At 37.7% G+C, this 15,074-nt stretch carries 12 protein-coding genes; 6 read left to right on the top strand and 6 right to left on the bottom strand.

Annotated features, from left to right (window positions below; translation table 11 throughout):
• Positions 1-105: 105 nt before the first annotated feature.
• On the top strand, positions 106-1,734 hold the full coding sequence (locus ACYZ0U_RS09705; protein WP_461451890.1) for an ABC-F family ATP-binding cassette domain-containing protein: 1,629 nt from the start codon (positions 106-108) through the stop codon (positions 1,732-1,734).
• A 69-nt stretch (positions 1,735-1,803) separates the two neighbouring features.
• Here ACYZ0U_RS09705 and ACYZ0U_RS09700 read toward each other — a convergent pair whose 3' ends face one another.
• The 3 genes from ACYZ0U_RS09700 to recQ form a co-directional block, all read right to left on the bottom strand.
• Positions 1,804-3,153 (bottom strand): OmpA family protein, encoded by a 1,350-nt coding sequence (locus ACYZ0U_RS09700; protein WP_461451889.1) that lies wholly within the window; start codon positions 3,151-3,153, stop codon positions 1,804-1,806.
• Between the two features lie 397 nt (positions 3,154-3,550).
• Complete coding sequence (locus ACYZ0U_RS09695) at positions 3,551-3,973, bottom strand: OsmC family protein (RefSeq protein ID WP_461451888.1); 423 nt, start codon at positions 3,971-3,973, stop codon at positions 3,551-3,553.
• A 141-nt stretch (positions 3,974-4,114) separates the two neighbouring features.
• On the bottom strand, positions 4,115-6,307 hold the full coding sequence (recQ, locus tag ACYZ0U_RS09690; protein ID WP_461453693.1) for a DNA helicase RecQ: 2,193 nt from the start codon (positions 6,305-6,307) through the stop codon (positions 4,115-4,117).
• 251 nt (positions 6,308-6,558) lie between these two features.
• On the opposite strand from recQ, the gene ACYZ0U_RS09685 reads away from it, so the two are divergent.
• Entirely contained in the window at positions 6,559-7,644 is a 1,086-nt protein-coding gene (locus tag ACYZ0U_RS09685; protein ID WP_461451887.1) for a mannose-1-phosphate guanylyltransferase, read from the top strand.
• Positions 7,645-7,712: 68 nt separating this feature from the next.
• Here the strand turns inward: ACYZ0U_RS09685 and rlmB are convergent, their stop codons facing one another.
• Positions 7,713-8,480 carry a 23S rRNA (guanosine(2251)-2'-O)-methyltransferase RlmB gene (gene rlmB / locus ACYZ0U_RS09680; protein WP_461451886.1) on the bottom strand — a complete coding sequence of 256 codons (768 nt, stop codon included), beginning with the start codon at positions 8,478-8,480 and terminating at the stop codon, positions 7,713-7,715.
• Positions 8,481-8,773: 293 nt separating this feature from the next.
• Here rlmB and dnaB point away from each other — a divergent pair, with 293 nt between their 5' ends.
• Together dnaB and ACYZ0U_RS09670 are read left to right on the top strand one after the other, a co-directional pair.
• Positions 8,774-10,324, top strand: coding sequence for a replicative DNA helicase (gene dnaB / locus ACYZ0U_RS09675; RefSeq protein WP_461451885.1), 1,551 nt, complete (start codon positions 8,774-8,776; stop codon positions 10,322-10,324).
• Between the two features lie 38 nt (positions 10,325-10,362).
• Positions 10,363-11,160, top strand: coding sequence for a hypothetical protein (locus ACYZ0U_RS09670; protein WP_461451884.1), 798 nt, complete (start codon positions 10,363-10,365; stop codon positions 11,158-11,160).
• 16 nt (positions 11,161-11,176) lie between these two features.
• On the opposite strand, the gene chrA is transcribed toward ACYZ0U_RS09670, so the two are convergent.
• The gene (gene chrA / locus ACYZ0U_RS09665) at positions 11,177-12,376 is read right to left on the bottom strand and encodes a chromate efflux transporter (protein WP_461451883.1); all 1,200 of its coding nucleotides are present in this window, start codon (positions 12,374-12,376) and stop codon (positions 11,177-11,179) included.
• 14 nt (positions 12,377-12,390) lie between these two features.
• The gene (locus tag ACYZ0U_RS09660; protein WP_461451882.1) at positions 12,391-12,732 is read right to left on the bottom strand and encodes a tetratricopeptide repeat protein; all 342 of its coding nucleotides are present in this window, start codon (positions 12,730-12,732) and stop codon (positions 12,391-12,393) included.
• A 312-nt stretch (positions 12,733-13,044) separates the two neighbouring features.
• On the opposite strand from ACYZ0U_RS09660, the gene ACYZ0U_RS09655 reads away from it, so the two are divergent.
• Both ACYZ0U_RS09655 and ACYZ0U_RS09650 read left to right on the top strand, forming a co-directional pair.
• Positions 13,045-13,656 (top strand): bifunctional nuclease family protein, encoded by a 612-nt coding sequence (locus ACYZ0U_RS09655; RefSeq protein ID WP_461451881.1) that lies wholly within the window; start codon positions 13,045-13,047, stop codon positions 13,654-13,656.
• Between the two features lie 154 nt (positions 13,657-13,810).
• Entirely contained in the window at positions 13,811-15,070 is a 1,260-nt protein-coding gene (locus ACYZ0U_RS09650) for a nucleoside permease (RefSeq protein WP_461451880.1), read from the top strand.
• Positions 15,071-15,074: the final 4 nt, after the last annotated feature.

Here is a 15,074-nt window from a genome sequence, read left to right as displayed (position 1 = left end):
TGAAATATTTTTGAGTAATCTTTAGATGCATTAATTAATATATAAATCCTATCCTACTAAATTTAAGTATTTAGCGTATTTTTGCACAAAAATATAAGGTGCAGCATGATCACGGTATCCAATCTATCTCTTCGCTACGGCAAACGAACATTATTTGAAGACGTTAACCTCAAATTCACCCAGGGTAACTGCTATGGTATTATCGGTGCTAATGGTGCAGGAAAATCAACCTTTCTAAAAATTCTTTCCGGCGATATCGATCCTACAAGCGGATCAGTAAGCTTTACTCCAGGCGAACGCATGGCCGTGCTAAGCCAGAATCACTATGCGTTTGACGAATTTCCGGTTATTGAAACAGTAATGATGGGCTACAAAGAAATGTATGCCGTAATGAAGGAAAAGGATGCTATCTACCTAAAAGAAGATTTTACCGATGCCGACGGCGAGCGCGCCGGGGAGTTGGAAAACCTTTTTGCCGAAATGGATGGCTGGAATGCCGAAAACAATGCAGCTACAATGTTGAGCAATTTAGGCATCAAAGAAGAATTTCATTATAAGTTGGTTAAAGAACTTGATAATACACAAAAAGTACGTGTGTTATTGGCACAAGCGTTATTTGGCAAGCCTGATATTTTGCTACTGGATGAGCCTACCAACGATTTGGATATTCATACCGTAAGCTGGCTGGAAGATTTCTTGTCTACGTATGAAGCCATTGTATTGGTAGTATCGCACGACAGGCACTTTTTAGATACTGTTTGTACACACGTAGTTGATATTGATTTTGCTAAGATGACCATTTACACCGGTAATTATTCTTTCTGGTACGAATCAAGCCAGTTGGCGTTAAAGCAACGTTCTGATCAAAATAAAAAGACTGAAGACCGCGTAAAAGAACTGCAGGAGTTCATCAGGAGGTTTAGCGCGAATGCATCTAAATCCAAACAGGCAACCAGCCGTAAAAAAGCCTTGGATAAGATCAATATTGAAGAAATACAACCATCTAACCGCAAATACCCCGGAATCATTTTCAATAATCTGGGACGTGAGGCCGGCGACCAGATACTTCAGGTTGAAAATCTGGGTAAAACACTTAACGGTGAGGTTTTATTCGCCAACATAAGTTTTACAGTAAATAAAGGTGATAAAATAGCTATGCTATCGCAAAATAGCTTGGCAACTACTGCTTTGTATGATATTTTAACAGGTCGTGATACTGAATATAAAGGCAGTTTCAAGTGGGGGGTTACTATTAATATGGCTGACATCCCGATGGATAATACCAACTACTTTGCAGGAAAAACTGATAACCTGATCGATTGGCTGCGCGAATATTCACCAGGCGAAAAAGATGATCAATTCATCCGTGGCTTTTTAGGCAGAATGTTATTTTCGGGCGAGGAAGTTTTAAAGAAAAGTAATGTACTGTCAGGTGGGGAGAAAATGCGTTGCATGTTTAGCCGTATGATGTTACAGCAAGCCAATATGTTGATATTTGATGAACCAACCAACCACCTGGATTTGGAATCCATCACTGCCTTAAATAATGGGATGAAGGATTTTAGGGGGACAATTCTATTTACTTCGCGAGATCATGAATTAACAGAAACAGTAGCCAATCGTATTATTGAACTAACCCCGGCAGGTTATATTGATAAGCTAATGGATTACGACGAGTATATTAACAGCGATGCTGTACAAAAGCAAAAAGACGAATTGTATGCCTTAGCATAATTAAAAAAATATCATTAAACAAAAAGGGCGCTCAATTGAGCGCCCTTTTTGTTTGGAAAGGCTTTGGATTTAGTATATACTAAACTCAACACGACGGTTGATTTGACGGCCTTTATCAGTTTTATTTGTGGCAATTGGGTTAGCTTTACCATAACCTTCTGCAGTTATTTTAGATGGGTCAACACCTTGTTGTGCAAGGTAAGTTTTCACAGCTTCTGCACGGTCTTTTGATAATTTTAAGTTAGCTGCCACTGAGCCTACATTATCAGTATATCCAGCTAATTTTAAACTGAAGCCTTTGTTCACTAATAACGTAGCCAATTTGTTTAAACTTTCGTCAGAGTGTTCACGTATTGTTGCTTTGCCAAAATCAAATTCAAGGTTTTTTACAGCTTCGTTAACTACTGCCCTATCTTCGTTAGTTACATAAACTTTAACATCTGGTTTTTTAACAGGTAGCGGACATCCAGCTCCATCAACTTGTGTTCCAGCTGGTGTGTTAGGACATTTGTCATAAACATCAGGTACACCATCACCATCAGAGTCAACTGTTAATTTCGCAAGATTAGCATTGGTTGTATTTAAATCAGAGCGTAAAGCCTGGTTGGCAGCTCTTTCTTCATTTAATTGAATTTGTAACCTTTGATCATCCATCAAATATTCGGTACGCATTGAATTTACCGGGTTATAATTTGCCATTTGTGGTTTATGCCTGTCTCCCAAAGCAAATTCCAAACCTGCGTGAGCATAAGAGAACCTGTCATTATTGTTACCAACGATAGTACCATCAAAATCATCAGCATTAACAAAGTCAACCTGGTAACCTAAGTCAATGTTTACACCTTGAGCTACATTAATTTTAAAACCAGCGCCTACAGGTAAATAAAAATCATGCTCTTGTTGTCCTTTGAAGGTTCCACTGGCGTTACTAACAGTAGCTGTGTAACCAATTTCACCACCACCTAAACTAACGTAAGGTTGAATAAAGCTCTTTTTATTTACCCAATCTATATTGGCAATAGTAAAGGTAGCCATCAAATCAACTGCATAACCTATTTTTGTACTGAAGCCACTATAAGTGTTATTTGCTTGATCTGCTGCTGTTACAGCTCCGTTAACTTTACCGCCCATGTAATCAGCCTGTATACCAAAATCAGGTAAAAATTGATCTTTAATATAACCACTGTAGCCAACTTCCTGGTGTGGAGATCTATAATCTTGTTGACTTGGGGCGAAAATAGTGTATGGGGTTAATAAACCACCTTCAACGCCAATTGACCATGTGCGAAGTCCACCATGTGAAAAAGGCTGAACATAATTTTTAACAGCCATTGTTGTATCAGGAGTTTGTGCGAAAAGTTTACCTCCTACCATAATTCCTGTTAAGAGTAAGGAGGCTTTTTTAAATTTTGATTTCATAAAAATTGTCTTTAAGTGAGTTTTTATCCTTTTTAATTTTCAGGATGTAACTTCTGCTTAAATGCAACATTAATGCCACCTAATTAGCGATTATAAAAATATATCAAATCCATCTTAAACAAAAATGTTAATCAATTGATTGACAAGCTAACAGCTCAAGTAATAATTACTATTTATAAATATTATAATAAAAATATGATTAACAAATACCAGATTATAATTGAGCCCAAAAGTGTACACTTTTGTATTCAAATTACGAATTTCATCAAAATTTCATATTTAAATTACAAAATTATTAATATATACAACAATTTGGAATAATTAATTTTTACTATATTAAATTATCTATTATTAAATATATTTCTATATCGAATTAAAATTAAATTACATATAAATATCAAGGATGAACTAATGTACTATATTTTATAACCGCACCAGCAGCTTCAAGTGTTGCAGCCACTGAACAATATTTCTTTACAGATAAGTCAACAGCTTTTTGAGCTTTATCAACATCAACGTCACCATAAATATGAAATTCGATATTAATATTCTTCCATAGTGATGGTTCCTTATTAGACTCTCGGTCGCCATTGACAATCATTTTATAGTCTCTAACTTCCTGACGCTGTTTTTTTAATATGCTGATCACATCTATCGCAGAACATCCGGCTAAACCCATTAATAGCATTTGCATTGGGCGCACACCAAAATCCTGCCCGCCACTTTGCGGATTGCTATCCATTTTTACAATATGTCCATACTCGTCTATGGCTTCAAAGCCAAAGTCACCGCTAACACGCGAAAGTTCTATTTTAGGCATAACAATTTTTATAAAGTACTAAATTAGTTATTACGGTAAACTTATTTATACAATCTGCTTACTTATAATAATAAGCTGAAGAATGACAATACAGAAAAGCCCCTGAAAAATCAGGGGCTTGAATATTTGTATGTGTAATTATTAGTTTCCTAATTCTGACATGAATTTTATGCGCATTAATTGAACCTCTTCACGAGTATAATCATCGTTACCTAATTCAACCAGTGCTTCATCTATGGAATCATTTTCTGCCGACCGGAAGTAATCAAATACTTCCTCTTGCTTATCTTCGTCTATCACCTCGTCAATATAATAGTTTAAATTAAGCTTGGTACCAGAGTTAACTATAGTTTCAACCTCTTTCAGGATCTCTTCATAGCTTAAACCCTTTGATGCAGCAATATCTTCCAGATCAAGGTGCCTGTCGATATTTTGGATGATGTAAACCTTAAGTGCCGATTTATTAGCAGCACTTTTGATCACCATATCTACAGGGCGGTCAATATCGTTATCCTCAACATATTTTTTTATCATATCCACGAATGGCGCACCGAATTTCATAGCCTTACCTGCACCAACACCAGAGATGTGTTTCATCTCCTCGATATTTATAGGGTAATGTGTGCACATTTCCTCCAAGGATGGATCCTGGAAGATAACAAACGGCGGTAAACCTTTTTGTTTAGCTAACTTTTTACGCAAATCCTTTAACATCTGCAGTAATTGGGCATCCAGTGCACCTCCGCCAGCTTTAGGGCCATCTTCGGAGTCATCATCATCAGCAGCCTCAATTGGACTGTTTAATGTAAATCGGATACTGTAAGGATTATCCAGGAATGCATTACCGGTACGTGTTAACCGTAATAATCCATATTGGTCAATATCTTTAGATAAAAAGTTATTTAACAATGCCTGCCGCAGCAACGAATTCCAAAGATTTTCTCCTTGCTCCTTACCTGCTCCAAATGCATCTAGTAAATGATGTTCGTAATTATGGATCTGGGCGTTATCCTGCCCCATCAAAATGCTGATGATGTGATGATCATCAAACTTCTCACCTATTTGCTTGATCAGGCTTAGTGCGCGGTGTAAATGCTCTTCGCCATCAAAGTACGTTTTTGGGGCACAGCAGTTATCGCACATATTGTTGCAGCCTGCCTCGTTAAAGTTTTCGCCAAAATAATGCAGCAGTTGTTTACGGCGGCATACAGAAGCCTCGGCATAATCAATAACTTCCTTCAATATCTGAGTACCGATCTCACGTTCCGCAACCGGCTTATCCTTCATAAATTTTTGCAACTTATCTATATCTTTTTGAGAATAGAACGCTACGCAAACACCTTCGCCGCCATCCCTGCCTGCACGGCCGGTTTCCTGGTAATAACCTTCCATGCTTTTAGGCACATCATGGTGTATCACATAACGAACATCGGGTTTATCAATACCCATTCCGAAGGCTATAGTTGCCACAATTACATCTACATCTTCCATCAGGAATTTATCCTGTGTGTCAGCCCTTACTTTAGGATCGAGGCCAGCATGGTATGGCAATGCTTTTATGCCGTTCAGGTTAAGCACTTCGGCAACTTCCTCTACCTTTTTACGGCTAAGACAATAGATAATACCTGACTTACCCTGGTTTTGCTTAACAAATTTTACAATTTCCTTAATAACGTTGCGTTTTGCACGTACTTCGTAAAACAAATTCGATCTGTTAAATGATGATTTAAAGATCGTCGCATTATTCATTTGCAGATTTTTTTGAATATCCTGCTGAACCTTAGGCGTTGCTGTGGCGGTTAAAGCAATGATCGGTATATTCTCGCCGATATTACTGATCACCTGTCTTATCTTACGATACTCTGGGCGAAAATCATGCCCCCACTCAGATATACAATGCGCCTCATCAACTGCCACGAATGACACTTGGTTTAAGCGTAAAAAATCTATATTTTCCTGTTTGGTTAAGGACTCCGGTGCTACATACAGTAGTTTGGTTACGCCGCTTAAAACATCCTCTTTAACACGGGCAATATCTGCCTTTGTTAATGATGAATTTAAAAAATGCGCTATGCTGTCTGATCCGCCGAAAGCACGAAGCTGATCGACCTGGTTTTTCATTAATGCTATAAGTGGCGAGATCACAATCGCTGTTCCTTCGCTCATTAATGCAGGTAATTGGTAACACATGGATTTGCCACCACCAGTAGGCATTATTACAAATGTATCATTACCCGCAAGTATGTTAGTTATAATCGCTTCCTGCTCACCCTTAAAATTATCAAATCCAAAAAAGTTTTGGAGATTATCGAAAAGCGACTTCTTAGTCTCTATCATTTATTTACGTACTTCTATTATGTTTGTCTGGAATAAAATTAAAAATAATAATATTTTATCAATAAACGATGAGTTTCAACTAAAATTTTATATTAAAATGATTAATCTTTAAAAACAATTTGCCACCCCAAACCATTTAAAAATACGGTTATAAAGGCTTTCAATTTATTTAATTTTAATTAATATAATATTTACAGAATATTGTACAATTTTGCGGCCTTGTATGCAATTAAAATTTTTTACAACAAATGAATAAAAACTATTATGCTATTATCATGGCAGGAGGTATCGGAAGCCGTTTTTGGCCAATTAGCAGAACCTCGCATCCAAAACAATTTATTGACATACTGGGCACGGGCAAAACACTTATACAAAACACCTATGACCGTTTTTTAAAAGTTTGCCCGAAAGAAAACATATACGTTGTTACCAACGAGAATTATACCAACCTCGTAAAAAAACAATTGCCTGATATGGGCGATGACCAGATACTAACCGAACCGGTGATGCGCAATACTGCGCCTTGCGTTGCTTATGGTTGTTTTAAAATAGAAAGCCTTAACCCTAACGCTGCAATTGTTGTGGCACCATCAGATCACCTGATCCTGGATGAGGCTGCATTTATAAGCACAATTGAAAAATCTTTACAAGTTGCATCGGAAAATGATTGCTTGATAACTTTGGGGATAAAACCATCCCGCCCTGATACCGGTTACGGCTACATTCAATATACCGATAACGCACTTAAAAACGATTTTTATAAAGTAAAAACCTTCACCGAAAAACCAACTTTAGAAATAGCCAAGACCTTTTTACAAAGCGGCGATTTTTTATGGAACGCGGGTATCTTTATCTGGTCCGGAAAAGCAATTGTAAAGTCATTTGAACAATATCTGCCTGATATGAATGAGATCTTTGCTGATGCAAGAACAGTTTATAATACTTCTGAAGAAAAGAAACACATCCACCATGCTTATCAGCAATGTACCAATATTTCTATCGATTACGGCATTATGGAAAAAGCTGATAACGTATACGTACTACCATCAGAATTTGGCTGGAGCGACCTTGGTACCTGGGCATCCATCTATGATTTGGCCGATAAGGATTATGTAGGAAATGCCGTAATTCCATCCGAAAAAGTGATCATGTACGACTCCTCAAACTGCATGGTAAATGTACCCGGAGAAAAGCTGGTGATATTACAGGGACTCCACGATTTTATCGTAGTGGAATCAAACAATTCGCTGCTGATCTGTCCACGCGATCAGGAGCAAAACATTAAGCAAGTAGTTGCTGATGTGAAGAATAAATTTGGAACGAAATATATTTAGAGATTAGAGAATATAGATTAGAGATTAGTTGCTGTGCGTTGCAAAACTAATCTCTAATCAACCAGTCACTATTTAACTAATTCCCGCTGCCTAATCGCCTCATAAACAATCACCGCTGTCGAAACCGACACATTCAATGATTCAATCTCCCCAAACATTGGGATCTTAGCCAGGTGATCAGCAATGCGGATAATCTCAGTACGGATACCATCCTCTTCTGATCCCATTATAATGGCAGTTGGTACGGTATAATCAGGTTTATAAATATCTTCCTGGGTCTTTTCCGTGCAACACACCAATTGTAAGCCGCTTTCCTGCAATAATTTCACTGTTTGCATAAAGTTATCATGGCGGCACACCGGGATCTTGTACAACGCACCTGCCGACGTTTTAATAGCATCAGGATTGATTTGTGCCGAGCCTTTTGCCGGGATTACAATCGCATGTACACCGGCGCATTCTGCAGTACGGGCTATCGCTCCCATATTGCGTACATCCGTAATGGCATCCAATACCAATATTAATGGCACTTCCCCTTTTTCAAATATTTGCGGAATAATATCTTCTACTTTTTGGTAAGTGATTGGTGAAATATAGGCCACAACCCCCTGGTGGTTCTTCATGGTAAGCCTGTTAAGCTTCTCTACCGGAACCATCTGGGCGATGATATTATATTCTACCATCAAAGCCCTAAGCTCATTCAGCAGCCCGCCGCCGGCACCTCTTTGCAGGTATAACGATTCTATATCCTTACCTGCGCGGATCGCTTCAACCACGGCCCTGATGCCAAATACCATTTGATTACTTTCGCGGACTTCCCTGCTATTATAAGCCATTATATATTTTTAAATAAGGCTGCAAAAATAGCCATATTAATTAACTTTGTAGCGATGTGGATGATGCTGTTTGTATTTATCTATTTTTAGATAATTTATCAAAAATATTTTATTAACACTATTTGTAATTTATTGTATATTAGCTATTTAATATGCTCAATAAATGTTTATTAACAATCGACTGTTAATTAAATGTTTCGATTTTTTTGGCATTGAGGGCATTTAGCCCATCTCCATAAAAAGATTTAAACTTAGGGTACATCCGCCATTTTTTAGCATATTTTTGTTGTCCCATGATTACTGAGAACGATAACCAAAACAAACAATACGAACGCCGTATAAGGCCGGCCAACCCAACACAATATGCTGGTTTAGGTAAATTACCACCGCAAGCAATTGACTTGGAAGAAGCGGTATTAGGCGCGTTGATGCTTGAAAAAGATGCCCTGTCATCGGTTATCGATATATTAAAAGGCGAGGTATTTTATGATGCGCGTCATCAAAAGATATTTAATGCCATTCATTTATTGTTTGAAAAATCGTCGCCTGTCGACATACTTACCGTTACTGCACAATTACGCCAGTTGGGTGAACTGGAAATGATAGGCGGTGCATATTATATTACCGAATTAACCAATCGCGTTGCATCAGCAGCCAATATTGAGTTTCACTCACGTATCATCATCCAGAAATTCATTCAACGCGAGCTGATCCGGATCTCTACGGAGGTGATCAATAGCGCTTATGAGGACACTTCTGATGTACTCGATTTATTGGATAAGGCAGAAAAAAACCTTTTCGAGATCGCCCAAAACAACCTTCGTCGCGATTCACGTAAGATGGATGACCTGTTACATGAATCATTAAAAGAAATTGAAGCCTTAAAAGATAAAAAGGATGGTTTAACCGGGGTTGCATCCGGCTTTACTGATCTGGACCGCATGACTTCAGGCTGGCAAAAATCAGATTTGGTGATCATCGCTGCCCGCCCGGCGATGGGTAAAACAGCATTCGTATTGAGCTGCGCACGTAACGCCGCAGTTGATTTTGATAAACCGGTAGTTGTTTTCTCGCTCGAAATGTCGTCTGTTCAGTTGGTTAATCGTTTGATATCCGGTGAAACCGAAATAGAGCAGGAAAAGATACGTAAAGGCACTTTGGAAGAATGGGAATGGGCACAGATTCACTCTAAAATTGGCCGACTTGAGCAAGCCCCATTAATTATAGATGATACCCCAGCTTTAAATATATTTGAGTTTCGCGCTAAATGCCGCCGTTTAAAATCGCAGCATGATATTCAGCTCATCATCATTGACTACTTACAGTTGATGCAGGGTAAGGCTGATGGTAAAGGTGGTGGTAACCGTGAGCAAGAGATTGGTAGTATATCACGTGCCTTAAAATCTGTTGCAAAGGAATTAAACGTACCGGTAATTGCGCTGTCGCAGTTAAGCCGTGCGGTGGAAACCAGGCCGGGTGCTGCAAAAAGACCAATGCTATCGGATTTACGTGAATCGGGTTCTATTGAGCAGGACGCGGATATGGTCTTGTTCCTTTACCGACCTGAATATTACGGCTTAACTGAAGATGAGAACGGTATGCCAACCAATGGCGTAGGTGAAGTAATCATCGCCAAACACCGTAACGGTGAAACCGGAACTGTAAGATTGAAATTCGTAGGCAAGTTTGTGAAATTTACCGATCTTGACCAGGGAGGCGATGGATTTGCACCACCAAATGCATTTGCAGGCTTAAACCCATCACAGGATTTTGAAAAGCCGAGCAACTTTATTATCCGGCCATCAAGAATGGACGATATGGAGGACGAGAACCCGCCGTTTTAATTTCGGTACAAATGCCTATATTCTATTTTATCTAAACCATGAATCATATTATTAAAATTGGATTATTAGCTTCAATTATTGGGATATACTCCTGTCATTCGCCAAATAAAGTGGTTAAAACAGACACATCGAAAGTTATAGATACTATTAATAAAATAACTACAACACAAATATCTTCAGAATCAACTGAGGTTGATAGAGATACATCAAACAATCCTTTGCTATCAAAAATAATTTTTCCTGATTTTTCAATTAGACTTAATAATATTGCGTTTATTACATACAAAAGTGGTAACAATAAATACACACACAATGGCGATACCATCGATACCAGAAATTACAAGGTGTGGATACTATCTACTAAATCAGATACTATCCATTTAAAAACAGATGACGATAAAGGGTTAAACCTTGGTAAAATAGAAATTGTACCGAAAAACAAATCTGATAGATTTGAAATATCTTATTCTTTTAAATTAGCCATAATTGCCGAGAATGGTAAAAACGATACACTTTGGCAAAGTATGATGTCTTACAAAAAGACCGAAGATTCATTAAACTATTTTTTCAAATCGCCAGAACATAATTATATATATTCTGAAGAAGGAAAAAAAATAAATGAGATTAAAAAAAGGTTTAATCTAAGAGATACCACATTTAAAAAAGAAGCCGATAATGGTGATTATGGTACATATATGGATGATGGAGTTATTTTTAAAAATCAACTTTGTGAGATCCCATATACAACATTGCTTTATTTAAAAATTGATAGATTTATTGAAGATAGGTTAGCCGAAACAAAATATTTGGTTGTTGATTTCAGTATTCCTGAGTAAAGACTGCATATTTTGATTAAAACACCAACCCCAATACTATCCCAATAATAATCACAACCGGCGTCTTAATCTTCGTAAAATAAAGCAACAGCGCCGTCCCAATCATTAGCACATAAGCTAGCCAATCTGTACCGAAAGGTTTAGCCAGCAATATAAAAGCCGTCGCCATAAAGCCCACCGCCACGGCATTTATTCCGCTCAAAGAGTTTTTTATCCGGGTGATTTTTTTCAAATCCTCCCAAAAAGGCACAATAAAAAGTATCAATATTAATCCCGGAGTATTAATGCCTATCACTGCCACTATACTCCCAACAATCTGCCCGCCAATCCCATAACCCTTATTCCCCATTGTCACCCCGCCCAAAAAAGAAGTGAAGGAAAACGTAGGACCCGGAAGCATTTGCTGCAATGCATATCCTGAAAGAAATTCAGAACTGCCTAAATAATGTTTTAATTCAACAAACTCGGTATACATTAAAGGTACCAACACCTGTCCACCGCCGAAGATCAATATCCCGTTCCGGTAAAAGTTTTCAAATAAACGTATCGGCAAGCTAAATGGCGATGTTTGGTTAATAATAGCCCCTAATACAGCAAATAGTAATAAAATACCTATAAAATAAGCAACCTTATTGGGGTTTACATTGGCAAATAACCTTACACGCAATTCATTTTCATGGGGATGAGTTTCTTTTGCGGATGAGATAATTCCGCCCATTAAAATCAGCAAAGGGAATGCATATGGATTTTGCAAAAGCAGCGTAACAATCAGCGATCCAATAGCCAGCATTGTACTCACCTTTGATTTTAAAAACTTATTGGCAAAAGTATAGGTGGCGTAAGCTACAATGCCTACAGCAATTGGCTGTACATAATGCAAAATATTAGCAAACTTGGCATGCCCGGCAAACATTTGATAACTAATTGCTGCTATGCACATAATAACCGCTGAAGGTAAAACCCAAATTAAAAAAGTTAGTAATGCCAGCTGCAATCCCCCCACCTTCCAGGCTATGCCAACCAGTGTTTGGGTTGATGATGGGCCTGGTAATAGTTGAGAGAGGGCAACCAGTTCCATTAATTCCTCTTCGCTTATATAATTACGCTTTTCTACAAATTCGCGCAGCAAAATAGCTACATGCGCCTGTGGCCCACCAAAGGAGGTAAATGTGTACAAAGTAGCGTCACGAATAAAAAGTAACTGGCTTTTCTTCAATTTTATCGGTCTAATTATTCATCGTCGTCGTCATCGTGTAAACCGGTTGCTTCGTTATAAACGGCTTGCAGTTCTGAAAAAGCGTGATTATCGCGCTTTTCCCGGGCTACCTTCATACCTTTTTCATAAATGGAAATAGCATCCTGTTTGCGGTTAAGTGCTTCATATAATTTACCCAAGTGATAATAAGTACCCACATAATTCGGGTGGTTATTAACCAGATCTTCATAATATTCCAACGCTTTAACGCTATTATTCAACCTTAAATACTCGGTTGCCAGGGCATATTTTAAAAACTCATCCTCAGGTTCGTTTTTTATAAATTCCAATAGCTTTTCTAATCTGCCTACCTGCATTTTAAACTCTCTTTTTTTTAATTAAATTTGCACAAACGTATTCCTTAATTAAAAGCACAGCGAAGGTAAAAATTAGTCCCTCGTTGCAAAAATAGCTTTTAGGAGTAATATATTTGCTGTCAACCAAATTTGTATATTGCAATAATAATTTATTAGCTCGTTCATTCAACAAGCTGTTTGTAAAATATTCAAGCAATATAAACAAAGATGCGTAAGCAGGGTTAAAGTGTTGCCGAGTATACTATTTGGCAATTAATTTTGAAGTACTTAACGCTTCTTTACAAAACAGGATCTGTTGTGATGGGTAATAACATGAAAAAAATAAAGCTGGACATTGTAGGTTTATCATATAGTCAAACACAGTCCGGTGCTTATGCTTTGGTTTTAGGCGAAGTTAGCGGCAGGCGCAGGCTCCCTATTATCATCGGAAGCTTTGAGGCTCAGGCTATTGCTATCGAAATAGAAAAAATGACCCCAAGCAGGCCGCTTACTCATGACCTGTTTAAAAGCTTTGCTGACGCTTATCACATCAACATACAAGAAATCATTATTTACAATCTCGTTGATGGTATATTTTATTCCAAACTAATCTGTTCAGACGGTAAAAAGAATATTGAGATTGATGCCCGCACATCTGATGCTATTGCCATCGCGGTAAGGTTCGATTGCCATATATACACTTATGAATTTATCCTTTCAACTGCGGGTATTGTAATTGAAGGAAACGATTTTGTTTACCTGGAAAACATAAATGAAAGTCCTGAAGAAAAAACAGTGACAGCTTCATCCGGCTCATCTCCTGCCGGCTTTACTTCATTAAGCACTGATGAGTTAAAAACTAAACTTCAGGAAGCATTATCTGATGAAGCTTACGAAAAGGCTGCTAAAATTCGCGATGAGCTAAATAAAAGAAAAGCTTCTTAACTACCTGATTAACATTTGAATAATCCTAAAATCCAGCGTCCGCCATTTTTAGGATGATTTTTTGTATGCCCCATATTTTTGGTTTCGCAATTATTTGTCTATTTTCCAGTCATTATTTTAACATTGACTATTAATATTTCAAACTTAGCGCCCTATGAATATTAAGTTCCGCTTAATACTGATGAATTTTATGCAGTTTTTTATCTGGGGGGCATGGCTGTTAACCATCGGTGCATACTGGTTTCAAAATAAACATTGGTCGGGCGCGCAATTTGGCGCAATATTTTCCACAATGGGCATTTCAGCTATTTTTATGCCGGCACTTACCGGTATAATAGCAGATCGATTTATTAATGCCGAAAAGCTATATGGTATTTTACATATATTAGGTGCGGCAACATTATTTTGCATTCCATTAGTTACAAATCCGGCTACATTTTTTTGGGTGATACTGTTAAACATGGTGTTTTATATGCCAACCTTGTCACTTTCCATAACAGTTGCTTATTCAGCATTAAAGCGAGATAATATTGATGTGGTGAAGTTTTATCCACCAATAAGGATTTGGGGAACTATAGGCTTTATTGTAGCTCTATGGGTAGTTAGTTTAACGCATAACGAAACTTCGGCTAATCAATTTTATATTGCATCGTCATTTTCTTTATTGTTAGGATTATATGCATTCAGCTTGCCAAAATGCCCGCCGCTTTTGGATAAAAAATCCAGCAGATCAGTTGTTGATTCCTTAGGCTTAAATGCATTTACGCTATTTAAAACACCAAAATTTGCCATCTTCTTTGCGTTCTCTTTACTTTTGGGTGCCGCTTTGCAGTTGACAAATGCATATGGCGATACTTACATACAGGATTTTAAAAATATAGCGATGTACAAAGATTCAATCGGCGTAAAATATCCTGCAATCATCATGTCGATATCGCAATTCTCCGAAACTTTCTTTATCATCACCATACCATTTTTCCTGCGCAGGTTCGGGATCAAATACGTAATGCTATTCAGTATGATTGCCTGGGTGTTGCGTTTTGGACTATTTGCTTTTGGCAATCCTGCCGATGGTTTATGGATGATCGTTTTGTCATGCATCGTGTACGGTATGGCTTTCGATTTCTTTAATATATCGGGATCATTATTTGTAGAAACGCAAACTTCACCCGAGATTAGGGGAAGCGCACAGGGATTGTTTATGATGATGGTAAATGGATTTGGCGCTTTCTTCGGTAGTATTTTAAGCGGTATTATAATTGACAAATTTTTCACATTGGCAGATCATTCCAAAAATTGGCATGGCATATGGCTAACATTTGCCGGCTACGCATTGGTGATCGCCATTATATTTCCTTTTGTTTTCAGGTATAATGATAATCCGGCATTGAAAAAAGCAATAATAAATTCCTAAGTAT

Origin of the sequence: Mucilaginibacter sp., from assembly GCF_965225845.1 — a bacterium.
Classification (GTDB): Bacteria; Bacteroidota; Bacteroidia; order Sphingobacteriales; family Sphingobacteriaceae; genus Mucilaginibacter.
The sequence above is the reverse complement of the archived record's forward strand: the minus strand, read 5'-3'. Positions and strand labels throughout refer to the sequence as shown.